The organism is Rhizobium sp. SG570 (assembly GCF_012275345.1).
GTDB classification, from domain to species: Bacteria; Pseudomonadota; Alphaproteobacteria; order Rhizobiales; family Rhizobiaceae; genus Rhizobium; species Rhizobium lusitanum.
The window spans coordinates 478,120-500,575 of the sequence record NZ_JAAZQI010000001.1 but is presented as its reverse complement, the minus strand read 5'-3'; the positions used below and the strand labels follow the sequence as shown (position 1 = coordinate 500,575).

Genomic DNA, 22,456 nt, shown 5'->3' with positions numbered 1-22,456 from the left:
GGCAAGATGAACTTCTCCGCCTGGTCCATCCGAAATCCGATAGCCCCGCTCCTCGGCTTTTTCCTGCTGATGGTGGTGGGCGCGCACGCCTTCTTCAATCTGCCCATCACGCGCTTCCCGAACATCGACGTGCCTGTTGTCAACGTCACGGTGACGCAGAGCGGCGCCTCGCCCGCCGAGCTCGAAATGCAGGTGACGAAGGAGGTCGAAGACGCCGTTGCCGGCATCAACGGCATCGACGAGATACAATCGACCGTCACCGACGGCCAATCGCAGACCGTCGTGATCTTCCGCCTGGAAGTGCCGACCCAACAGGCCGTTCAGGATACCAAGGACGCCATCGATCGCATCCGCGGCAATCTGCCGTCCACGATCGATGAGCCCATCGTCTCGAAGGTCGATGTCGAAGGCCAGGCGATCCAGAGCTTCGCCGTCTCCTCGCCGAACATGACCCTTGAGGAAATGTCCTGGTTCGTTGACGACGTTATCAAGCGCGCGCTGCAGGGCCAGGCGGGTATCGGCCGCGTCGATCGCTACGGCGGCGCCGACCGCGAGGTGCGCATCGAGCTCGATCCGAACAAGCTGAATGCCTATGGCATTACGGCGCTTTCGGTCAGCCAGCAGTTGCGCAGCACCAACATCGATCTGGGTTCCGGCCGCGGCCAGGTCGCGGGCAGCGAACAGGCGATCCGCGTGCTTGGCGACGCCCGCGAGGTCGCGCAGCTCGTCGATACCACGATCGCGCTGACCAACGGCCGCTTCGTCAAGCTCTCCGCTCTCGGCGTCATCAAGGACACCTATCAGGAGCCGAAGTCGTTCTCGCGGTTCAACAGCGCCCCCGTCGTCACCTTCGGCGTGTTCCGCGCCAAGGGCGCCAGCGAGGTAACGGTCGCCAAGACGGTTGGCGATACGCTCAACAAGGTGCGCGCCGAAAATCCGAACGTCTCTATCGAGATGATCGACGACTCCGTCTATTACACCTACGGCAATTACGAAGCGGCGATGCACACGCTGCTCGAAGGTGCGCTCCTGGCGGTTCTCGTCGTCTTCCTCTTCCTGCGGAATTGGCGCGCGACGCTGATTTCGGCGGTCGCCCTGCCGCTTTCCGCGATCCCGACATTCTGGATCATGAACCAGATCGGCTTCTCGCTGAATCTTGTCAGCTTCCTGGCGCTGACGCTGGCAACCGGCATTCTGGTGGATGATGCCATCGTCGAGATCGAGAACATCGCCCGCCACATCAAGATGGGCAAGACGCCTTACCGTGCCGCCATCGATGCCGCCGATGAAATCGGACTGGCCGTCATCGCGACGACCTTCACCATCATCGCGGTCTTCGTCCCGGTCTCCTTCATGCCGGGCATTCCGGGCCAGTACTTCATTCAGTTCGGCCTGACAGTCGCCTTCTCGGTGTTCTTCTCACTGCTTGTGGCGCGTCTGATCACACCGATGATGGCGGCCTATCTCATGCGCGCCGAAGATGCGGTCGACGATCACCACGACAAAGACGGCCCCTTCATGCGCGGCTACAGCGCACTGGTGCGGTTGACGACCAAGCGGTGGTATACGCGTTATCCGACGCTGCTGGCCGCCTTCGCCTTCTCCATCGCCTCGGTTTTTGCGCTGATCATGTTCGTCCCCGGCAGCTTCATTCCGCCGGACGATTCATCGCGTATCGTTCTGTCAGCCGAGCTGCCGCCGAATGCACGGCTCGAGGATACGGAACAGGCGACCAACGAGATCTACCGGCGCGTCAAGGGCATCGACGGCGTTGAAAACGTCTTCGTTCTCGGCGGTGCTTCGCCGAAGGGCGATCTGGAGCTTCGCCGCGCGACCGTGACGCTGACACTCGGCAAGCTCGACCAGTCGCTCGTCAAGAAGTTGGTGAACGACGTCCTCGGCTCGCTGCCCGTCATCGGCCCTCACCTGCCGAAGGTCACCGTGCATGGCCGCGAGCGTCCCCAATGGGATGTGGAAAAGGAAGTCTTCGCGAAATTGCGTTCGATACCTGACGTCCGCATCACCAAGCTCAACGACCGTGGCGACCGCGACCTCACCTACAATTTCCTCTCCCGCAACGAGAAGGATCTGAACCAGGCGGTCGGCATTCTCGAAGCCAAGTTGCGAACCGATCCTGCGCTCGCCAACGTCAGCGCCGACGGCGCCCTGCCGCGTCCCGAGCTGCAGATCTATCCGCGCAAGGACGAAGCCGCACGACTCGGCATCACGCCGCAGATGATTTCCGATACGGTTCGTGTGGCCACCATCGGCGATATCGACGCGTCGCTTGCGAAGATCTCGCTCGACGATCGCCAGATACCGATCCGCGTCCAGGCTTCGCTCGGCATGCGCCGCGATCTGGCGGCGATCCGTGCCTTGCGCATCAAGACCGCCTCAGGCACCACCGTGCCGATGTCGAGCGTCGCCGACATCGATTATACCGAGGGCCTGTCTTCGATCAAGCGCAACAACCGCTACCGCGTCGTTTCCATCGGCGCGGACCTGCCGCAGGGCGTGGCGCTGGATACGGCATCGGAGCATTTCCTCGATATCGTCAACAGCGCCAAGATCCCGGCAACCGTGCATCTGGCCGAAAGCGGCGACACCAAGGTCCAGAAGGAAATGCAGCAGAGCTTCGGCAATGCCATGCTGCTTGGCCTACTGCTGGTTCTGACCGTGCTGGTGCTGCTGTTCAAGGACATCATCCAGCCCTTTACCATTCTGCTGTCGCTGCCACTGGCGATCGGCGGCGTGGCGCTGGCACTCATCCTGACGGGCAATGCCCTGTCCATGCCTGTGATGATCGGCATTCTCATGTTGATGGGCATCGTGACCAAGAACGCCATCCTGCTCGTCGATTTCGCCATCGAGATGATGCATCAAGGCATGCCGAGGCTGGAAGCCGTCGTCGAGGCCGGCCGCAAGCGTGCGCGGCCGATCATCATGACCTCGATCGCCATGTCGGCCGGCATGCTGCCGTCCGCGCTCGGTGTCGGCGAAGGCGGCTCCTTCCGCGCGCCGATGGCGATTGCGGTGATCGGCGGCATCATCGTGTCCACCGTCCTCAGCCTGGTGGTCGTGCCGTCCTTCTTCTTGATCATGGACGACCTCTCGCGCCTGCTCGGCTTCCTCTTCGGCAAACTGGTCGGCAAGAAGGACGCGGATGATGAAGTCGTGACCAAGGAAAGCCTGGCGACTGCCGTCAATGAAAACCGACAGTCGCTCGCCGCCTTGGAAGAGCGACTGGAGGTCATCGAGAACAGGGATGTCAGGGGTCGCAAGGCGACCGGTACGAATGTGCTGAAGCTGCCGCCGTTCGCCGCCGAATAGCGGTCGGCTCGACCTGGCGAAACCGATAGGTGACGGGACGGCCTAAAGGCCGCCCTGTTCCTTCAGGAAGCTGACGATCGTACCGACGCCCTCTCCCCGCTTCATGTCGGAAAACACGAAAGGACGAGCCTGGCGCATGCGCGTGGCATCGCGGTCCATCACCTCGAGATCGACCTCGACGAAAGGCGCCAGATCCTTCTTGTTAATAACGAGCAGGTCCGATTTGGTGATGCCGGGGCCGCCCTTGCGCGGAATTTCCTCGCCCTGGCACACAGAAATTACGTAGATGGTGATATCGGCGAGATCGGGCGAGAAGGTCGCGGCCAGATTGTCGCCGCCGGATTCGATGAAGACGACGTCGAGATCCGGAAGCCGCTCGTTGAGGCCGGCGATAGCCTGCAGGTTGATCGTCGCATCCTCGCGAATGGCGGTATGCGGGCAGCCGCCGGTTTCGACGCCGACGATGCGATCCGACGTCAGCGCCTGCATCCGCACCAACGCCTCCGCATCTTCAGTCGTATAGATGTCGTTGGTGACGACGGCGACGGAATAATCGTCGCGCATCGCCTTGCACAGCTTTTCCGTCAGCGCCGTCTTGCCCGAACCGACGGGGCCGCCGATACCGACACGCAAAGGTCCATTTCTCGATTTCATGCTGGAAACTCCAATAAAATAGCAGCATAGCGAAGCGTCGGCCTGCCGCACAGCGGCGAATGACGTAGGGCGTGCCTCGATTGTAGCATTTCCCCAAAGACGCGGATCATGAGCGAAAGAGCCGCGTCTCCTGGGTTTCATGACGCAGGCTTGCAATGTCGGCGTGCACAGTCGCAGCGCCAAGATCATCGAGATCGGATTGCGCTACCCGTTTCGCCACGTCGGCGATGATATCCTCCAAGGCGGCCAGGATCGCAACGCCATCCTTCTGCCCGGTCACGCCGAGCCGGATGCCGGCCGAAAGCATCTGCGACGCAAGGGCATGCAGGAAGGCGGCTAGTGTCTTCTCGATGGATATCTCGTGTGCGGCGGCTACCGCGCCGACTGCGACGGGATATGCAGTCTTTGCCGGCAGCATCGAAAATATCCCGTGCGGCCAGGCGCCGGCGGCCGACAAAAAGGCGTCGCCGAGCAGCATCGTTTCATTGTGGCGCTCTTTCGAGCCCGCCAGCGCTTCTGCAAGTTCCGCTACCGCGGCAAGCCGCAGCGCATCCTCGCCGGCATGATGTGCCTCGGCAAGCAGGACGGCATCATTCCAGACAGGGCCATGCTGGATGAGGGTCGCGATCCAATCACGCAGGCTCTTGCTATCGTGAACCAGCCCGTCATGCACCGCACGCTCGAGCCCACCGGAATAGGCAAAGGACCCCACCGGAAAAGCCGGCGACAGCCAAGCCATCAGCCGCAACAGCGCCTGCAGATTGCGATCGTCCGCTGCCATCCCCTCGCTCATCGGCGTTCAATCGTGCGAATGGTGATCGTGCCCATGATCGTGATGATCGGCATGGTCATGCGAATGGCCGCCATGGGAGTGGTAGGCACCGCGAGCAGGCTGGAAAGGCTCACTGACTTCCGTGACCGTCGCGCCGAGCCCTTCGAGCATGGAACGGATCACATGATCGCGCAAAATCAGGATGCGTTCCTCTTCGATCTGCGCCGGGAGATGGCGATTGCCAAGATGCCAGGCAAGCTCGATCAGATGCCTGCGATCACGCGGCTTGATTTCGAAAAGCTTCTCATTCGCCGCAACGATCTCGATCAACTCGCCGTCCTCGCGCACCAGGAGGTCGCCATTGGCAAACAGGACCGGCTCTTTCAGGTCGAGCATGACCATGTCGCCGTTTTCGAGATGCAGCAGCTTGCGGCGCAGATGCCGCAAATCATGCGGCAGGACGACACGATCGATCGGATTGGAGGACGGGGTGCCGGCCGGCAGATAGGAGGTAACATGTTGCATGGCGGGTCCAATTCAAAGCTTTGTCAGACCATGCAAAATAGTCGCTTCCGGCGCAAGCGCCAATGCCGCTTTCGCAAAGCTCTATATTCGTTGCGCGTAGCGCTTCGGTTCCACATGCTCCGCCGTGGCTTCGCGCTTCTGGTCGGTTGCAGAACGATGCCAGACGTGGTTCAGCCGTTCGTATTCGTGGACCACGCGGTTGCGGCCAAGCGTCTTGGCGAGATAGAGCGCCTTGTCGGCTACCGCATAGACGGCTTCCGACTTGCGGTCCTTGCCTATGTCGGCGATCCCCGCGGAAATGGTGATCTTCACCGAACCACCTTCGACGGCGATGGGATGATTGGCGATCTCAGCCCTGATGCTCTCGACGCGGGCAACGCGTTCAGACGTGTCGCCGCCGTGAACGATGGCGCCGAATTCCTCCCCGCCGAGACGAGCGACCACGTCCTCGCCGGCAAAGACATGCGCAAATATCTGCGATACGGCAACGATGACAGCATCGCCGGATGCATGTCCGAAGCGATCATTGATCGTCTTGAACCGATCGACATCGAAGATGACGAGTGACGCACCTTCGGCGGCCTGATCCAATGCTTCGGTAAAGGCACGACGATTGAGCAAGCCGGACAGCATGTCAGTGCGGCTCAGCCGCTGGAACTCGGCGCGCGAGACGGCAAGCTTGTGAATCGAACAACCTGCCAGCGCCGCCAGCGCGCCGGAAACGGTACCGCCGACGATCCATGCCAAGAGGACACCGAGACGCATCGCCTCCGAAATCGGCACTGGCAAGAGATCGAACCACTGCAGCACGGGCAGCATTACAAGCATGATCAAAAGTGACATGATGACGGCTGCAAAACTCATCTTTAACGCGAAAATATAGATCGCACGCCGCCGCTGAAAATTACCGAGATCGGCTTGCAGCGAAATCCATTGTCTCATGCGATTCACCTTCCTCAGCCACCATTTCAATCATGTGAAATAGGGGTGAAGACGCTTCCAGGTCTTTAATGTAACGATTAAAATGCGTGGTATTTCCCAAGTTGTGAACAATCAGAAATGGCCGCCGACATCATCGCTTTCGCAAGTCGAAAAGCGATGCGCAAAGTTGCCGCCACAAGCCTATGATAACGCAGCATTAAGTACGCGGAGCTGAAAAAGCCCCGGAAACCGGGGCTTTTTCAGCTGCCAATGATCGGCCGTCAGAAAACCTGTCAGAACAGGAAATAACGCTGCGCCATCGGCAGCACCGTCGCCGGCTCACATGTCAAAAGCTCGCCATCGGCGCGAACTTCATAGGTCTCGGGATCCACCTCGATATGCGGCGTCAGGCTATTGTGGATCATCGACGCCTTGGAAATGCCACCGCGCGTGTTCCTGACGGGCAGGAGCGTCTTGGCAATGCCGAGCTTGCCGGCAAGACCTGCATCGAATGCGGCCTGGGAGACGAACGTCACCGAGGAATTCGTGCGATTCTTGCCATAGGCACCGAACATCGGGCGATAGTGCATCGGCTGCGGCGTCGGGATCGAGGCGTTCGGATCGCCCATCGGTGCAGCCGCTATGGAGCCGCCGAGCAGGATCATCTCCGGCTTGACGCCGAAGAAGGCCGGGTTCCAGATCACAAGATCGGCGCGCTTGCCGACCTCGATCGATCCCACCTCGTGGCTGACGCCATGGGCGATGGCCGGGTTGATCGTATATTTGGCGATGTAGCGCTTCACGCGGAAATTGTCGTTGTCGCCGGTCTCCTGGGCCAGGCGGCCGCGCTGACGCTTCATCTTGTCCGCGGTCTGCCATGTCCGGATCGCTACTTCGCCGACGCGGCCCATGGCCTGGCTGTCGGACGAAATGATCGAGAAGGCGCCGATATCGTGCAGGATATCCTCGGCTGCGATCGTCTCCTTGCGGATGCGGCTTTCGGCAAAAGCGATATCCTCCGGGATCGATGGCGACAGGTGATGGCAGACCATCAACATGTCGAGGTGTTCGGCGATGGTATTAACCGTATAGGGGCGCGTCGGATTGGTCGAAGACGGGATGACGTTCGACTGGCCGCAGATCTTGATGATGTCGGGCGCATGCCCGCCGCCCGCGCCTTCCGTGTGGAAGGCATGGATGGTACGACCCTTGATGGCACCGATCGTATCCTCGACGAAGCCGCTTTCGTTCAACGTATCCGTGTGGATCATCACCTGCACGTCATATTCGTCGGCAACGCTCAGGCAGCAGTCGATCGCCGCCGGCGTGGTGCCCCAGTCCTCATGCAGCTTCAATGAGCAGGCACCACCGAGCACCATCTCCTCCAGAGCTGCCGGCAGCGAGGCATTGCCCTTGGCCGAAAGGCCGATATTCATCGGGAAGGCGTCGAAGGCCTCGATCATGCGCGCCAGATGCCAGGGTCCCGGCGTGCAGGTGGTCGCCAGAGTGCCATGCGCCGGCCCGGTGCCGCCGCCGAGCATCGTGGTGATGCCAGACATCAGCGCTTCCTCGATCTGCTGCGGGCAGATGAAATGGATGTGGCTGTCCATGCCGCCGGCGGTGACGATCTTCCCCTCGCCCGCAATCGCCTCGGTGCCCGGCCCGACGATGATGTTGACGCCCGGCTGGGTATCCGGGTTGCCGGCCTTGCCGATCGCGACGATGCGGCCGTCCTTCAAGCCGATATCCGCCTTCACGATCCCCCAATTATCGAGAATCAAAGCATTGGTGATGACGGTGTCGACGGCGCCGTTCGCGCGCGTTACCTGGCTCTGCCCCATGCCGTCGCGAATGACTTTGCCGCCACCGAACTTCACTTCCTCGCCATAGGTGGTGAAATCCTTTTCCACCTCGATGAACAATTCGGTATCGGCCAGCCGCACCTTGTCGCCGACGGTCGGTCCGAACATGCTGGCATAGGCGGCGCGGGAAATCTTATAGGGCATGAATCAGTCTCCTTCGGAGGCAGAGATAAGGTTCGTATCGGCGAGGCGCTTCAGGCGGCCCCGGGACACATAGCCGTCCACCAGCCGCTTCTCGGCAGCAAAGGGATGGCCGTCCCAGCCCGTATGGCTGAAGCCGGTAATGGCGATATCGTCGTCGGGGTGGTGCAAGAGTACGTCCGCGATCACGATCATGCCGCTGCTCGGCGCCACATAGGCGCCGGGCTCGTAGGCCGCCAGCGCCGCATCGACGCTGTCATGGACGGACCGGTCGATCACGACATGACGCTTGCCCGTCGCATGGCAGAAGGCGGTGAATTGATCGGTATAGTCGTCGCAGAAATCATCGAGTTCCGGATGCGACAGCGCCAGCGGCGCACGCAGGGCAGCGAATTTACCGGGATCGCGCACGCTCCAGATTTCGGAGGCGGAGGCGACGGCTGGGCTCTTGCGCCATTCGGCCGAACCCAGCATGGCGCGCGCCGGCCGGCCGGTATTGCAAACCGCGACGACATGGGTCCGGCTGCCGCCGGCACCCATGGAGCGGCAATCGTTGAAGCGGATCACCAGATCGGCGGCGTCGATCTCTTCCGTGACCCCTTCCGCAATCTCGCCGTTGCCGACGATCATGATCGTGCGCTTCGCGCTCACTGCGCGCCCTCCGATCCATCTGCCAGCACCTTCAGCTCCTTGGTCCGCTGCTGCGTCAAAGTCGTCTTGCAACCGGAAACGAGCAGCGGCTCCATCGTTCCGCCCCGGGCTTCGAAACCTTCCGCCTCGCACTGGCTGTCACGGAAATCGATCCAGGCGCGCTGTGCCTTCACCAATGCCTTTTCCGCGCCCTTGATATCGGCGTCGAGGTCGGCATCTATCGCGACCATGGCGGTACGGGTCTTCTTGTATTGCTCGTTCAGCGCCTTGTCGGCCCTCTGAAAATCGAGGGCGGCGCAGGTGTTCATATCCGTCTGCGTCTGGGCATTCTTGCAATCGATTTTCGGTTGATCCGCGTCGCTTTGCGCAAACGCCTGACCGCACATCAAAACCGCCGCAACAAACGGACCGAATGCAACCAATTTCAAAGACATGTCGCTCCCCCGCGAGCCTAGAGCTTGCCCATGACCTGCTGCCGAAAGCCATAGACTTCGCGCTTGCCGGAAAGTGGGATGAGCGTCACCGAGCGCGTCTGGCCCGGCTCGAAACGCACCGCGGTGCCGGCGGGAATATCGAGCCGCATGCCCTTCGCCCTGTCGCGATCGAAGGATAGGCCGCCGTTCGTTTCGGCAAAATGATAGTGGCTGCCGACCTGCACCGGCCTGTCGCCGGTATTGGAAACCTCAAGCGTTACTGTGGGTGCACCGACATTGAGTTCGATATCGCCGCTTGCGGCAATGATTTCGCCTGGGATCATGGTCTTTCTCCTTATGCAGCCCGGACGGGCGCACAGCCTTCCGCTTTCAGAACACGTTTGGTCGACGCAGGGTATTTGGCGAGCAACGCCGCCGGGCGAATGGGACGCTGAACGAGTTCGCCGCCGCAATTCGGGCAGATGCCGCCGAGAACATTACCGACGCAATTAACGCAGAACGTGCACTCGAAGGTGCAGATCATCGCATCAAGGCTTTCCGGCGGCAAATTCCGGTCGCAGCATTCGCAATTGGGTCTGAGTTCCAGCATCGCAACCTCAGCGGATTGGTTCGTGCACGGTCACCAGCTTGGTTCCATCCGGAAACGTCGCCTCGACCTGTACGTCATGGATCATCTCGGCAATGCCCTCCATCACCTGATCGCGGGTGATGACGTGGGCGCCGGCCTCCATCAGCTCGGCAACCGGACGGCCATCCCGCGCGCCCTCGACCACGAAGTCGGTGATCAGCGCGATGGCCTCGGGATGATTGAGCTTGACGCCACGCTCCAGCCGCCGCCGCGCCACCATTGCCGCCATGGAAATCAGCAGCTTGTCTTTTTCTCTCGGAGTGAGGTTCATCGCCTACCTATGTAATTGCTGTTTTCTCGGACTACAGGTTCCAGACTTTCGGCACTGGCGCTCCGTTGCGCAAGGCGGAAATGATCGGGATCAGGATTTTTCTGAGCGCGAAACCATCGGAGGCCGCAAGCCGCACCACGAGCTTCTCTCTCCAGTGGCTGACGCCTCCCATATGGCTTTCGACAAGCGGCCGGACCTGGCGCAGATAGGTTTCCGCCAGCGGTCCGGCATAAAGCAGCGTCGCGAAGGCGACCTGGCCGCTGAGCACGGCATTCTCGGCCGTCAAAGCCGCAATATCGCCACCAAGCCTCAGTTCCTCGGCATGGATCAGGCGCCCGTCGCGGCGGATGCGCCAACGATCACGGAACAGCCCCTGCGCCATCGTCTCGCCCATTGCCTTCCGTCCCAGCAGAATCGCCTCAACGGCAAGAAATTCGGCTGTTTCGTCAAGCTCGACATGCAGCTTGCGAGACAGCGAGGCGCGGTCGAACAGGATGGTTTCCTGCGGCAGCCAATCGACGCGCGCGCCGGCACCGACCCTGATTGATGTCTCCACCACGGCGCTATCGGCCGAAGCCTTGTAGATCTTCTCACAGGCCTGGGTGGTCACGTCAATGCGCGTGCCAGGCCCGGCAACGACGCTCCAATCCATACGGTCACCGCCGGTGAGCCCGCCGGCGGTATTGATGATGACCGCTTCCATGGAACTGTCGAAAGTCTCGGGCAACCGGATCTTCGCCGCTCCTTCCTGGTAAAGCTCGGCAAGACGCGTGCGACCGCCAAGCGACTTGGCCGCCAGATGGCCGCGACCTCGCGCCCTCTGCGGTCTCGTGCTCGCCGCTGCCATTGCCATTCGGTCTCTCCGCTCAACACACCATGCCAATACCCAGGCATTGAAACCCGGCAAGGAATAAAGGCAAGCAATTTCTGTGCCTTATGCAATCGCCTGCAATGGCGCTCTGCAATAGGCGACGCCCGCTGCATTTTTCACCAGACGCTGAAAAGAAAGGCATTCGCCTCAGACGGTCAGATGTCTGCGGGCTTCAGGTGTATCCAGCGACTCCGCCAGGCCCTCATGCACGATCTCGCCGCGATCCATGATGTAGACGTAATCGGCAAGCTCGCGGCAGAAATCGAGATATTGCTCGACCAGCAGGATCGCCATACCGGTGGAATCCCTGAGATAGCGGATCGCCCGGCCGATATCCTTGATGATCGATGGCTGAATGCCCTCCGTCGGTTCGTCCAGCACCAATATTTTCGGCCGCGTCACCATGGCCCGCCCGATCGCCAGTTGCTGCTGCTGCCCGCCGGAAAGATCACCGCCCCGTCGCGACAGCATGGATTTCAGCACCGGAAACAGGCTGTAGATGTCGTCAGGGATATTGCGGTCGCGGCGAGAGAGCGGCGCATAGCCGGTCTCCAGATTTTCCTTCACGGTCAACAGAGGAAAGATCTCGCGGCCCTGCGGCACATAGCCGATGCCCTGCCTGGCGCGGGTAAAGGGCGCCATGCCGTTCAGCGTCACGCCGTTAAAGGCGACCGTGCCAGCCGACAGCGCATGCTGGCCGGTGACGGCGCGCAACAGCGAACTCTTGCCGACGCCGTTGCGCCCAAGGACACAGGTGATCTTGCCCATCTCGGCCTTGATGGAGATGCCGCGCAGCGCCTGTGCCGCGCCATAATGCAGATTTGCGTTTTCAACTGTCAGCATCTCACCGCCCCAGATAATTCTCGATCACCTTCGGATCGCTGCTGACGAAATCGATCGAACCCTCGGCCAGCACCGAGCCTTCCGCCAAACATGTCACCTTGACGCCGAGGTCGCGGATGAAGCCCATGTCGTGCTCGACCACGACGACCGAGCGCGTCTTGGCGATCTCCTTCAGCAAGACCGCTGTCTCCGCCGTCTCCGCATCCGTCATGCCGGCAACGGGCTCGTCCACCAAGAGCAGCTTCGGCTCCTGCGCGAGCAGCATGCCGATCTCCAGCCATTGCTTCTGGCCGTGGGAGAGATTGGCCGCCAGTTCGTCCCGGCGATGCGACAGGCGCACCGTCTCGAGGATTTCGTCGATGCGGTCGCGATCTGCCGGCGTCAGGCGATAGAACAGCGTCGCGAAGACGCCGCGATTGCGGTTGAGCGCCAGTTCGAGATTGTCCCAGACGGTGTGGCTTTCGAAGACGGTCGGCTTCTGGAATTTGCGGCCGATGCCGAGCTGGGCGATATCGGCCTCGTCCTTCTTGGTGAGGTCGACCTGGCCGTTGAAGAACACCTCGCCCTCGTCGGGCCGCGTCTTGCCGGTGATGATATCCATCATCGTGGTCTTGCCGGCGCCGTTCGGGCCGATGATGGCGCGAAGCTCCCCCGGCTCGATGACGATCGACAGCGCATTCAGGGCCTTGAACCCGTCGAACGAGACCGAGACGTTGTTGAGGTAAAGCATGCTGTTGGGCTTGATATCCGGGATCATGGTCTCACTCCGCCGCCTGTACGGGCTTGCTGGCTTCCTCTTCCGCGGCTTTGGGCTGCGAGCTCTCCGGCTTGCGCCCTCTGCCGATGTAGGGAGCGATCGTTCCGACGATGCCCTTGGGCAGGAACAGCGTCACCGCGACGAACAGGCCGCCGAGCGCAAACAGCCAGAAGCTCGGGAACAGGCCGGTGAAAACCGTCTTGCCACCATTGACGAGGATGGCGCCGATGATCGGGCCGATCAGCGTTGCCCGGCCGCCAACCGCCGTCCAGATGACCACTTCGATCGAGTTGGCCGGTGCGAACTCGCCGGGGTTGATGATGCCGATCTGCGGCACATAGAGCGCGCCGGCAATGCCCGCCATCATAGCCGACACCACGAAGACGAAGAGCTTCATGTGCTCGACGCGGTAGCCGAGGAAACGCGTGCGGCTTTCCGCGTCGCGCACGCCGACCAGCACCTTGCCGAACTTCGAGCGCACGATGGCCGAGGACAGCATCAGCGCCAGCGCCAGGATCAGCGCTGTGATGGCGAAGAGCACGGCGCGCGTCCCGTCGGCCTGGATGTTGAAACCGAGGATATCCTTGAAGTCGGTCAGACCGTTGTTGCCGCCAAAGCCCATGTCGTTGCGGAAGAAGGCGAGCAGCAGGGCATAGGTCATCGCCTGCGTGATGATCGACAGATAGACGCCGTTGACGCGTGAGCGGAAGGCGAACCAGCCGAAGATGAAGGCAAGCAGGCCGGGTGCCGCCAGCACCATGATCATGGCGAACCAGAAATGGTCGAAGCCGTACCAGAACCATGGCAGTTCCTTCCAGTTCAGGAAGACCATGAAATCAGGCAGGATCGGGTTGCCATAGGTGCCGCGCGAGCCGATCTGCCGCATCAGATACATGCCCATCGCATAGCCGCCGAGCGCGAAGAAGGCGCCGTGGCCGAGCGAGAGAATGCCGCAATAGCCCCAGACGAGGTCGAGCGCCAAGGCGAGCAGCGCATAGGTCAGATACTTGCCGAGCAACGACATCAGGTAAGTCGGCACATGCAGTGCGCTGGTTTCCGGCAGAGCCAAGTTCGACAGTGGCACGAGGAAGGCGACGGCGATCAATATCGCGATGGCGATGCTGATGCGGCGGTCGAGAGAGCGGAGGATGAAGGCCGTGATCATGCTTCCACCGCCCTTCCCTTGAGCGCGAACAGACCGCGCGGTCGCTTCTGGATGAAGAGGATGATGAGGACGAGCACGAGGATCTTGCCGAGCACCGCCCCCGCATAGGGTTCAAGGAACTTGTTGAGAATGCCGAGCGAGAAGGCGCCGACCAGCGTGCCCCAGAGATTGCCGACCCCGCCGAACACCACGACCATGAAGCTGTCGATGATATAGCTCTGGCCAAGGTTCGGCGAGACGTTGTCGATCTGCGAGAGCGCGACACCCGCCATGCCGGCAATGCCGGAACCCAGAGCAAAGGTGAAGGCATCGACCCAGGGCGTGCGAATGCCCATGGAGGAAGCCATGCGCCTGTTCTGCGTCACCGCCCGCATCTGCAGACCGAAGGCGGAACGCTTCAGCAGCAACAGAAGCGCCACGAAGACACCGAGCGCGAAGACGATGATCCAGAGACGGTTCCAGGTGACGGAGAGATAGCCGAGATCGAAAGAACCGGACATCCAGGAGGGATTGCCGACTTCCTGATTGGTCGGCCCGAAGATAGAGCGTACCGCCTGCTGCAGGATCAGCGAGATGCCCCAGGTGGCAAGCAGCGTCTCCAGCGGCCGGCCGTAGAGAAAGCGGATGACGCCGCGCTCGATGACGAGGCCGACAGCGCCGGTCACGATGAAGGCGACCGGCAAGGCGATCGCCAGCGACCAGTCGAAGAGTTCCGGATAGGATGTGCGGATGACGCTCTGGACCATGAAGGTGGAATAGGCGCCGAGCATCACCATCTCGCCATGCGCCATGTTGATGATGCCCATGACGCCGAAGGTGATGGCAAGGCCGATGGCCGCCAGAAGCAGCACCGAGCCGAGCGACAGGCCGTACCAGACGTTCTGCAACGCATCCCAGAACTTCAACTGTTCCTGGATGCCGGCAATCGCGGCTGCGACGTCCGGCTTGAGACTGTCACCGACGGAAACGGAGGAGAGGATGCCGATGGCATCACGGCCGCCCTCGACCTTGATCGTCTCGATTGCGGCCTTTTTGTCTTCCACAGGGCGATCGGAGCTGAGCACGGCAACAGCTCGTGCCCGTTCAAGAGCGACACGAATTTCTGCGTCCTTCTCGTTCTGCAGCGCCGTCTCGACAGCCTCCAGCGAATCCGCGCTCGGCGATTTCAACACCGATTGCGCCGCCTCCAGGCGGACGCCGCGATCCGGGCTCATCAGCGTCAAACTGCCGAGAGCCGCACGAACGGCGCGGCGGAGACTGTTGTTGATCTTGATCTTGCCGAGATTGTCCTGGGCTTCCTGCCCGGCCGCCTGCCCCGTAAGTGGGTCCACCAGGGCCATCGCATCGCCGGAGGACTTGGCGATGAAGACTTGGTTGTCGGATTTCCTGATATAGAGATCGCCATCGGAGAAGGCCTGCAGTGCCGGCACGACCTTGGGGTCGCCGGTCTTTGCAAGATTCTGGACGATTGCAGCAGCCTGCTGGAAATTGGCCTGACCGAGCGAATTGATGAGGCCGTGAGCATCCTCCTGGGCGCGCAGGCTCGTGGCCGTTAGCGCCAGCACCAGGCAGAAGCAGGCGACGAGCGCCAAGGCCATGCGGTAAACGAATTTGTCGAACATTGCGCTTGTCCCCTCAAGCTGCCACGGGCAGAAAAGCCTGCCCGCGGCGGTCTTGCGTTACGGCGGCGAAAATCAGGAACCCTTGCCGCCGCACTTGCCGGTGGAAACGTTGAAGTTGCCGCAGTTCATCGGCATGCGCCAATCCGAGATCAGATCCTTGCTGTCGGGCAGATAATCGGACCATTCCTTGCCGACCACGGCAGGGGTCTGCAAAACGACGTCAAACTGGCCGTTCTCCTGCACTTCGCCGATCAGAACCGGCTTGGTGATGTAGTGGTTCGGCATCATGGTGGCGTAGCCGCCAGTGAGGTTCGGAACCGAGACGCCGACGAGTGCGTCGATGACCTTATCGGGATCGGTCGTGCCGGCCTTTTCGACGGCCTTCACCCACATATTGAAGCCGATATAGGCGGCTTCCATCGGGTCGTTGGTCACGCGCTTGTCGTTCTTGGTGTAGGCGTGCCATTCCTTGATGAAAGCGGCGTTGGCGGGCGTGTCGACGGACTGGAAGTAGTTCCAGGCGGCCAGATGTCCCACAAGCGGCTTGGTGTCGACGCCGGCCAGTTCCTCTTCGCCGACCGAGAAGGCGACGACCGGGATATCTTCGGCCTTGACGCCCTGGTTGCCCAGTTCCTTGTAGAAGGGCACGTTGGCATCGCCGTTGATGGTCGAGACGACGGCCGTCTTCTTGCCGGCTGCGCCGAAGGCCTTGATCTTCGAGACTTCCGTCTGCCAGTCGGAGAAGCCGAACGGCGTGTAGTTGATGATGATGTCTTCGTCCTTGACGCCCTTGGACTTCAGATAGGCTTCGAGGATCTTGTTGGTCGTGCGCGGATAGACATAGTCGGTGCCTTCAAGCACCCAGCGCTGCACGCCTTCGTTCTTCATCAGGTAATCGACGGCGGGGATCGCCTGCTGGTTGGGAGCAGCACCCGTATAGAAGACGTTGCGCTCGGACTCTTCACCTTCGAACTGAACCGGATAGAACAGGATCGAGTCCAATTCCTTGAAGACGGGCAGAACCGACTTGCGCGACACGGAGGTCCAGCAGCCGAAGACAGCTGAGACCTTGTCCTTCTGGATCAACTCGCGGGCCTTTTCGGCAAAGAGCGGCCAGTCGGAAGCCGGGTCGACGACGACGGGCTCGAGCTTCTTGCCGAGAACGCCGCCCTTCTTGTTCTGCTCGGCGATGAGCATCAGCATCGCGTCCTTGAGCGTCGTTTCCGAAATCGCCATGGTGCCGGAAAGGGAATGAAGGACACCGACCTTGATGGTGTCGTCGGCGGCAAAGGCGCCGTGGAATGCGGTGGTGGACATGATGGCGCCAAGCAGCGCGCCGGAGACGAGAGTCTTCAGTTTCATTTGTGGTTCCCCTCTTTTGTCTGCCGCAACGGCCGGTAACGAAGATTAACCGTTGCCTTCCGCGACTATCCGGCAGCCCCTGGGGAAACCACATACGTAATATGACGTAGGCGCCGGGGCGAAATGTGCAGTCTATGGTGCTCTCATGCCCTTAAGCACGGTATCGATCCATGTTACGACATTTCTGGACTGCCGGGATACGATGGGCAGGACTGCTGAAGGGTAAGCATGGCTGCGCGGCAACGCATTATTCCGGTGAGACGCGAGTATAACCGCTGGGTCGCGAACCAGACGCTGGAAGACTACGCCCTGCGTTTCACCGCCAAGAGCGCCCGGCAATTCTCCTCGCAACGCATCTCGCAGACGGCGATCGGCGCCATCTCGTTCCTGGCACTGGAGGCGATCGGCGGCGCGATCACGCTTTCCTACGGCACGACCAACGCCTTTTACGCCATCGTCGTCGCCAGCATCGTCATGCTGGCCATCGGGCTGCCGATCAGCCGCTATGCCATCCGCCACGGCGTCGACATCGACCTGCTGACGCGCGGCGCAAGCTTCGGCTATATCGGCTCGACCATCACATCGCTGATCTATGCCAGCTTCACCTTCATGCTGTTTGCGATCGAAGCATCGATCATGTCCGGCGCACTGGAGCTGACGCTCGGCATACCCCTGTGGATCGGCTACATCATCAGCGCCGTCATGGTGATCCCGCTGGTGACCTATGGTGTGCGCCTGATCAGCCGGTTCCAGCTGCTGACGCAGCCCTTCTGGATCGTTCTCAACATCCTGCCCTTCGTCTTCATCGCCTTTTCCGACTGGGGGAAATTCGATCTCTGGCGGGCTTTCGCCGGCATTCATCACGCATCGAGCGCGCCGGGAAGTGCCGCACCCTTCGATCTCGTGGAATTCGGCGCCGCCTCCGCCGTCATTCTGGCGCTGATGTCGCAGATCGGCGAGCAGGCCGATTTCCTGCGTTTCCTGCCGCCGGAAGGGCACCGCAAATGGCGCCATCGCCTGGCGATCTTCCTCGCAGGCCCCGGCTGGGTGATCATCGGTGCGCCGAAGCTGCTGGCCGGCTCGTTCCTCGTCGTCTTGACCTTGACCTCAGGCGTGCCAGCCGATCGTGCCGCCGATCCCGCCCAGATGTACCTCACCGCCTTCGGCTACATGATCCCCTGGCACAATGCCGCGCTGCTCCTCATGGCGGCTTTCGTCATGGTCTCCCAGCTGAAGATCAACGTCATGAACGCCTATGCCGGCTCGCTCGCCTGGTCGAACTTCTTTTCGCGACTGACGCACAGCCATCCCGGCCGCGTCATCTGGCTGGTCTTCAACGTCGCCATCGCCCTGCTTTTGATGGAGCTCGGCATCTACCGGCTGCTGGAGGAGACGCTCGGCATCTTCTCGATCATTTCCATGGCCTGGCTCTGCACGATCTCTGCCGATCTCTTCATCAATAAGCCGCTCGGGCTGGCGCCGCCGGGTATCGAATTCAAGCGCGCGCATCTCTATGACATCAATCCGGTCGGCCTCGGCGCCATGGCCTTGTCAGCGACGATCTCGCTGATCGCCCATTTCGGCGCTTTCGGCGCGGTCGCCGCCTCGCTTGCGCCCTACATCACCCTGATCGTCGCGCTCATCGCCTCGCCTCTTCTCGCCTGGGCCACCAAGGGCAAATATTATCTGGCCCGCAAGCCGCGCCAGAGCTGGAAGAATCTCTCGACCATCACCTGCTCGATCTGCGAACATCCCTTCGAGCCGGAAGACATGGCCTGGTGCCCGGCCTATGCCGCGCCGATCTGCTCGCTCTGCTGCTCGCTCGACAGCCGCTGCCACGATATGTGCAAGCCGAAAGCACGGCTCAACACGCAAGTCGGCACCGTCGCCAAGACGCTTCTGCCCGAAAGCATCGTCGCCAAGCTCGCCACGCGTCTCGGCCGCTACGGCATCGCCGTCGCCGTGGCATTGACCGCCGTCGGCGCCATCCTGGCGATGATCGCGCATCAGGTCGGCGCCGCCTCGCCCGAAACGGCTGTCGTGGTCAACCGCACCATCCTCATCGTCTTCTTCGTCTTCGCCGTCATCGCCGGCGTCGTCTGCTGGTTCTACGTGCTTGCCCACGACAGCCGCGTGGTGGCGGAGGAGGAATCCTCGCGCCAGAACACGCTTCTCTTGAAGGAAATCGCCGCGCACAAGAAGACGGACGCCGCCTTGCAGAGCGCCAAGGAAGTGGCGGAAGCAGCAAACCGCGCCAAGAGCCGTTATGTCGTGGGTCTCAGCCACGAATTGCGCACGCCGCTCAATGCCGTGCTCGGCTACGCCCAGATCCTCGAGCGCGACGAGACCATTCCGGCACCCCGCCAATCCTCGCTGAAGGTCATCCGCCGCAGCGCCGAGCATCTGTCCGGCCTGATCGACGGGCTGCTCGACATATCGAAGATCGAGGCCGGCCGCCTGCAGGTCTATTCCAACGAGATCAACATCCACGACTTCCTCGACCAGATCGTCGACATGTTCCATCCGCAGGCGCACGCGAAAGGACTGGCCTTCATCCATGAGCGCTCGGCCGCCCTGCCCGACTATGTTCGCACCGACGAGAAACGCCTGCGGCAGATCCTCGTCAACCTGCTGTCCAATGCCATCAAATTCACCGATGCGGGCAGCGTTCGCTTCGAGGTCGGCTACCGCAACCAGGTCGCCACCTTCACCGTTTCGGATACGGGCCGGGGCATCGCCGAAAAGGATCTCACCCGCATCTACGAGCCTTTCCAGCGCGGCGAGGCCGACAGCGTAAGGCCCATGCCCGGCCTCGGCCTCGGCCTGACCATCACGCAATTGCTGACGAATACGCTCGGCGGCGAGATCTCCGTCGCCAGCGAGAAGGACAAGGGCTCGACATTCCGCGTGCGCCTGATGCTGTCGGCCGTGCTTCGCCCGATGAAACCACCGCCACAGGAGCAGCGCATCGTCGGTTATGAGGGGCCGCGCCGCACCGTCGTCGTCGTCGATGACAATGAAGACCATCGCGAGTTGATGCGCGAAGTGCTGTCACCGCTCGATTTCATCGTGCTGACCGCTGCCGGCGGCCCCGATTGCCTGACGCTGATCGAAGGCATCAAGCCGGACCTTTTCCTGGTCGATATCTCCATGCCCGGCATGAACGGCTGGCAGCTGGTCTCGCGGCTGAGAGAAAGCGGCCAGACGGCGCCGATCCTGATGCTGTCTGCCAATATCGGCGATGCCGCCGCCGCAGCCGATAGCGACGACAGCCACAATGACGCCGTCTCCAAGCCCATCGACATCCGCCAGCTTCGCGACAAGCTCGCCCTGCATCTCGGCCTCAAGTGGGCCTATGCCGACGCATCGGCCCCGGTCGCCCCGAAACCGCCGCCGCCCTTGAAGAGCCCGGGGATGGAGCATGTGCACGAATTGATGCGGCTGGGCGAGATCGGCTATGTCAGAGGCATCGAGGCAAAACTTTCCGACCTCGCCAAGCTGGACGAAAACAAGCCCTTCACCGACGCTTTGCGCACCTATGTCCAGGCCTTCGATCTTGGCGGCTTCCTGGAAGCACTGCGTACCTTCGACAACGAAAAGGTAGAACAGATTGGCTGAGCCCACCCTGCCCCGCGATATAGTCTTGCTGGTGGACGATTCGCCGGAGGCGCTCGGCTTCCTGACCGATGCCCTCGAACAATCCGGCTTCTCGGTGCTGATCGCCACGTCGGGATCGGCGGCGCTGAATATCGTCGAGCGCATCACGCCGGACCTCATCCTGCTCGATGCCGTCATGCCGTCGATGGATGGTTTCGAGACCTGCCGCCGGCTGAAGGCCAATGCGGGCATCGCCCAGATTCCCGTCGTCTTCATGACCGGCCTCACCGAGACCGAGCATGTGGTGCACGCACTGGAATCCGGCGGCGTCGATTATCTCACCAAGCCGATCAATGTCGACGAGCTGCGCGCCCGCATCCGCGTTCACCTGCGCAATGCCCGCTCTGCCCAGAGTGCGCGAGTGGCGCTCGATGCCGCAGGCCGCCATCTCCTGGCGGTCAAAGGCAATGGTTCGATCCATTGGTCGACGCCGCAAGCGACACGCCTCATCAACGCCGCTACCGGCAGCGACGACGGCCTCGATCTCGCGTCGAAACACATCGCTGCCTTCATGCTCGAACGCGAACGGCTCGGCCCGGCGCGCGACAACATCGTTTCGATCAGCAATGGCGGTCAGGCCGCCCTCCAATTCGCCTTCCTCGGCGCCATCGGCCCCGACGAATACCTGTTTCGCCTGACGGCCACCAATCAACGCGCCGACGACGAGATCCTGCGCCAGCACTTCTCGCTGACGCAGCGCGAATCCGAAGTGCTGCTATGGATCGCCAAGGGCAAATCGAACCGCGACATCGGCGAAATCCTCGGGCTTTCAGCCCGCACGGTGAACAAGCATCTGGAGCAGATCTACGTGAAGCTCGGCGTCGAAAACCGGGCGTCCGCCGCCGTCAAAGCCGCTCATGTGCTGCACGAGATCTAGATGCGATCACCCTTCTCCTCGTATTGCGGGGCGAAGGGGCTAGACCACCCGATCTGGCGGCTCGCGCCCCGCAAAGAAGGCGATGATGTTGTCCACCACCTTCATGCCCATTGCCGTGCGCGTCTCTTCGGTGGCGCTGCCGAGATGCGGCAGAAGCACCACGTTGTCCATCGCTCTCAACCGCTCCGGCACGTTGGGTTCCCCCTCGTAAACGTCGAGACCGGCACCGCGGATCGTGCCCAGCTCGAGCGCCGAGATCAGCGCTGCCTCATCGACGACATCACCACGCGCAGTATTGATCAGGAAGGCGCTCCGCTTCATTGCGGCGAAACGGGCGGCATTCATCAGGTGATGGTTTTCCGCACCGCCGGGGCAATGCAGGGAGACGAAGTCGGAAACTGCAAGCACATCCTCCACCGTCGGCAATTGCATAGCGCCATAGCGCGCGGCTTCCATCGGATCGATGGCGGAGCGACTATGGAAGACGACATCCATGCCGAAACCGAAATGGCAGCGCTGCGCGAACGCCCTGCCGATGCGGCCGAAGCCGATGATGCCGACGGTCTTGCCGGTAACCTTGGTGCCGACCAGATGTGTGGGCCGCCAGCCGGTCCACGCGCCGGCGCGCAATTCCCGCTCGCCCTCCCCGCCACGGCGGGCGACGGACAGCAACAGCAGCATGGCGATATCGGCGGTGCAATCCGTCAGCACGCCGGGCGTATTGGTGACAACGATACCCTTCGCCCGGGCGGCGGCGATATCGATGTGATTGAAGCCGACACCGAAATTGCCGAGGATCTTCGTCCTGATCGCATCACCCTCGAAAAGGGCTGCCGGAAGCTTGTCGGAAACGGTCGGCAGAACCGCGTCGTAAGCAAAGAGCGCCTCTTGCAGTTGCCCCGCATCAAGGGCAATGTCATCCTTATTCAGCGTGACGTCGAAGCGCTCTGAAAGGACCGCTTCGACCGTAGCAGGCCAGCGCCGGGTAACGAGAATACGGGGTCTGCTCATGATGCACTTCCTCCTGTCGATATCGGGCAGACTTAAAGCAGGTTCACCGCGAAGAAAATGGCGATCCTCTGCCGGCAGCAATGAAAAAAGCCCGGCCAATGG

Annotated in this window: 20 protein-coding genes; 3 read left to right on the top strand and 17 right to left on the bottom strand. The window is 61.5% G+C overall.

Annotated features, from left to right (window positions below; genetic code table 11):
- Nucleotides 1-6: 6 nt before the first annotated feature.
- Nucleotides 7-3,330 (top strand): efflux RND transporter permease subunit, encoded by a 3,324-nt coding sequence (locus FHT28_RS02390; protein WP_037195169.1) that lies wholly within the window; start codon nt 7-9, stop codon nt 3,328-3,330.
- Nucleotides 3,331-3,372: 42 nt separating this feature from the next.
- On the opposite strand, the gene ureG is transcribed toward FHT28_RS02390, so the two are convergent.
- The 16 genes from ureG to urtA all read right to left on the bottom strand — a co-directional run bounded on the left by ureG (nt 3,373) and on the right by urtA (nt 16,809).
- Nucleotides 3,373-3,984 carry an urease accessory protein UreG gene (gene ureG / locus FHT28_RS02385; RefSeq protein WP_037195171.1) on the bottom strand — a complete coding sequence of 204 codons (612 nt, stop codon included), beginning with the start codon at nt 3,982-3,984 and terminating at the stop codon, nt 3,373-3,375.
- 106 nt (nt 3,985-4,090) lie between these two features.
- Complete coding sequence (locus FHT28_RS02380; RefSeq protein WP_037195173.1) at nt 4,091-4,777, bottom strand: urease accessory protein UreF; 687 nt, start codon at nt 4,775-4,777, stop codon at nt 4,091-4,093.
- Between the two features lie 6 nt (nt 4,778-4,783).
- The gene (gene ureE / locus FHT28_RS02375; RefSeq protein WP_037195175.1) at nt 4,784-5,281 is read right to left on the bottom strand and encodes an urease accessory protein UreE; all 498 of its coding nucleotides are present in this window, start codon (nt 5,279-5,281) and stop codon (nt 4,784-4,786) included.
- A gap of 81 nt (nt 5,282-5,362) precedes the next feature.
- A complete protein-coding gene (locus FHT28_RS02370) occupies nt 5,363-6,223 on the bottom strand; it encodes a GGDEF domain-containing protein (RefSeq protein ID WP_168595480.1) in 861 nt (286 codons plus the stop codon).
- A 272-nt stretch (nt 6,224-6,495) separates the two neighbouring features.
- Nucleotides 6,496-8,208 carry an urease subunit alpha gene (ureC, locus tag FHT28_RS02365; RefSeq protein ID WP_034503831.1) on the bottom strand — a complete coding sequence of 571 codons (1,713 nt, stop codon included), beginning with the start codon at nt 8,206-8,208 and terminating at the stop codon, nt 6,496-6,498.
- Nucleotides 8,209-8,211: 3 nt separating this feature from the next.
- Nucleotides 8,212-8,835 carry a hypothetical protein gene (locus FHT28_RS02360; RefSeq protein ID WP_037195435.1) on the bottom strand — a complete coding sequence of 208 codons (624 nt, stop codon included), beginning with the start codon at nt 8,833-8,835 and terminating at the stop codon, nt 8,212-8,214.
- 17 nt (nt 8,836-8,852) lie between these two features.
- A complete protein-coding gene (locus tag FHT28_RS02355; protein WP_234903808.1) occupies nt 8,853-9,242 on the bottom strand; it encodes a lysozyme inhibitor LprI family protein in 390 nt (129 codons plus the stop codon).
- A gap of 65 nt (nt 9,243-9,307) precedes the next feature.
- Entirely contained in the window at nt 9,308-9,613 is a 306-nt protein-coding gene (locus FHT28_RS02350; protein WP_037195184.1) for an urease subunit beta, read from the bottom strand.
- A gap of 11 nt (nt 9,614-9,624) precedes the next feature.
- A complete protein-coding gene (locus FHT28_RS02345) occupies nt 9,625-9,879 on the bottom strand; it encodes a DUF1272 domain-containing protein (RefSeq protein WP_037195186.1) in 255 nt (84 codons plus the stop codon).
- 7 nt (nt 9,880-9,886) lie between these two features.
- A complete protein-coding gene (locus FHT28_RS02340; protein ID WP_034503828.1) occupies nt 9,887-10,189 on the bottom strand; it encodes an urease subunit gamma in 303 nt (100 codons plus the stop codon).
- Nucleotides 10,190-10,220: 31 nt separating this feature from the next.
- A complete protein-coding gene (locus FHT28_RS02335) occupies nt 10,221-11,042 on the bottom strand; it encodes an urease accessory protein UreD (protein WP_168595479.1) in 822 nt (273 codons plus the stop codon).
- A 165-nt stretch (nt 11,043-11,207) separates the two neighbouring features.
- A complete protein-coding gene (urtE, locus tag FHT28_RS02330) occupies nt 11,208-11,903 on the bottom strand; it encodes an urea ABC transporter ATP-binding subunit UrtE (protein WP_047562416.1) in 696 nt (231 codons plus the stop codon).
- Nucleotide 11,904: 1 nt separating this feature from the next.
- Entirely contained in the window at nt 11,905-12,660 is a 756-nt protein-coding gene (gene urtD / locus FHT28_RS02325) for an urea ABC transporter ATP-binding protein UrtD (protein WP_037195194.1), read from the bottom strand.
- 4 nt (nt 12,661-12,664) lie between these two features.
- Nucleotides 12,665-13,825 carry an urea ABC transporter permease subunit UrtC gene (gene urtC / locus FHT28_RS02320; RefSeq protein ID WP_047562414.1) on the bottom strand — a complete coding sequence of 387 codons (1,161 nt, stop codon included), beginning with the start codon at nt 13,823-13,825 and terminating at the stop codon, nt 12,665-12,667.
- Nucleotides 13,822-15,447, bottom strand: a complete 1,626-nt coding sequence (gene urtB / locus FHT28_RS02315) for an urea ABC transporter permease subunit UrtB (RefSeq protein ID WP_168595478.1) — start codon at nt 15,445-15,447, stop codon at nt 13,822-13,824. Before urtB ends, urtC begins: the two co-directional genes overlap by 4 nt.
- A gap of 72 nt (nt 15,448-15,519) precedes the next feature.
- Entirely contained in the window at nt 15,520-16,809 is a 1,290-nt protein-coding gene (gene urtA, locus FHT28_RS02310) for an urea ABC transporter substrate-binding protein (protein WP_168595477.1), read from the bottom strand.
- A gap of 228 nt (nt 16,810-17,037) precedes the next feature.
- Here urtA and FHT28_RS02305 point away from each other — a divergent pair, with 228 nt between their 5' ends.
- A complete protein-coding gene (locus tag FHT28_RS02305) occupies nt 17,038-20,427 on the top strand; it encodes an ATP-binding protein (protein ID WP_168595476.1) in 3,390 nt (1,129 codons plus the stop codon).
- Nucleotides 20,420-21,343 (top strand): response regulator transcription factor, encoded by a 924-nt coding sequence (locus FHT28_RS02300; protein WP_037195201.1) that lies wholly within the window; start codon nt 20,420-20,422, stop codon nt 21,341-21,343. Before FHT28_RS02305 ends, FHT28_RS02300 begins: the two co-directional genes overlap by 8 nt.
- 39 nt (nt 21,344-21,382) lie before the next feature.
- On the opposite strand, the gene FHT28_RS02295 is transcribed toward FHT28_RS02300, so the two are convergent.
- Nucleotides 21,383-22,354: a D-glycerate dehydrogenase gene (locus FHT28_RS02295; protein WP_168595475.1), complete on the bottom strand. Its 972-nt coding sequence runs from the start codon at nt 22,352-22,354 to the stop codon at nt 21,383-21,385.
- Nucleotides 22,355-22,456 lie beyond the last annotated feature (102 nt).

Bases quoted from the DNA above. Each gene is read 5' to 3' on its own strand.
- FHT28_RS02390 (WP_037195169.1), top strand. From the start codon at position 7: ATGAACTTCTCCGCCTGGTCCATCCGAAATCCGATAGCCCCGCTCCTC.
- ureG (WP_037195171.1), bottom strand. From the start codon at position 3,984: ATGAAATCGAGAAATGGACCTTTGCGTGTCGGTATCGGCGGCCCCGTC.
- FHT28_RS02380 (WP_037195173.1), bottom strand. From the start codon at position 4,777: ATGAGCGAGGGGATGGCAGCGGACGATCGCAATCTGCAGGCGCTGTTG.
- ureE (WP_037195175.1), bottom strand. From the start codon at position 5,281: ATGCAACATGTTACCTCCTATCTGCCGGCCGGCACCCCGTCCTCCAAT.
- FHT28_RS02370 (WP_168595480.1), bottom strand. From the start codon at position 6,223: ATGAGACAATGGATTTCGCTGCAAGCCGATCTCGGTAATTTTCAGCGG.
- ureC (WP_034503831.1), bottom strand. From the start codon at position 8,208: ATGCCCTATAAGATTTCCCGCGCCGCCTATGCCAGCATGTTCGGACCG.
- FHT28_RS02360 (WP_037195435.1), bottom strand. From the start codon at position 8,835: ATGATCGTCGGCAACGGCGAGATTGCGGAAGGGGTCACGGAAGAGATC.
- FHT28_RS02355 (WP_234903808.1), bottom strand. From the start codon at position 9,242: ATGTGCGGTCAGGCGTTTGCGCAAAGCGACGCGGATCAACCGAAAATC.
- FHT28_RS02350 (WP_037195184.1), bottom strand. From the start codon at position 9,613: ATGATCCCAGGCGAAATCATTGCCGCAAGCGGCGATATCGAACTCAAT.
- FHT28_RS02345 (WP_037195186.1), bottom strand. From the start codon at position 9,879: ATGCTGGAACTCAGACCCAATTGCGAATGCTGCGACCGGAATTTGCCG.
- FHT28_RS02340 (WP_034503828.1), bottom strand. From the start codon at position 10,189: ATGAACCTCACTCCGAGAGAAAAAGACAAGCTGCTGATTTCCATGGCG.
- FHT28_RS02335 (WP_168595479.1), bottom strand. From the start codon at position 11,042: ATGGCAATGGCAGCGGCGAGCACGAGACCGCAGAGGGCGCGAGGTCGC.
- urtE (WP_047562416.1), bottom strand. From the start codon at position 11,903: ATGCTGACAGTTGAAAACGCAAATCTGCATTATGGCGCGGCACAGGCG.
- urtD (WP_037195194.1), bottom strand. From the start codon at position 12,660: ATGATCCCGGATATCAAGCCCAACAGCATGCTTTACCTCAACAACGTC.
- urtC (WP_047562414.1), bottom strand. From the start codon at position 13,825: ATGATCACGGCCTTCATCCTCCGCTCTCTCGACCGCCGCATCAGCATC.
- urtB (WP_168595478.1), bottom strand. From the start codon at position 15,447: ATGTTCGACAAATTCGTTTACCGCATGGCCTTGGCGCTCGTCGCCTGC.
- urtA (WP_168595477.1), bottom strand. From the start codon at position 16,809: ATGAAACTGAAGACTCTCGTCTCCGGCGCGCTGCTTGGCGCCATCATG.
- FHT28_RS02305 (WP_168595476.1), top strand. From the start codon at position 17,038: ATGGCTGCGCGGCAACGCATTATTCCGGTGAGACGCGAGTATAACCGC.
- FHT28_RS02295 (WP_168595475.1), bottom strand. From the start codon at position 22,354: ATGAGCAGACCCCGTATTCTCGTTACCCGGCGCTGGCCTGCTACGGTC.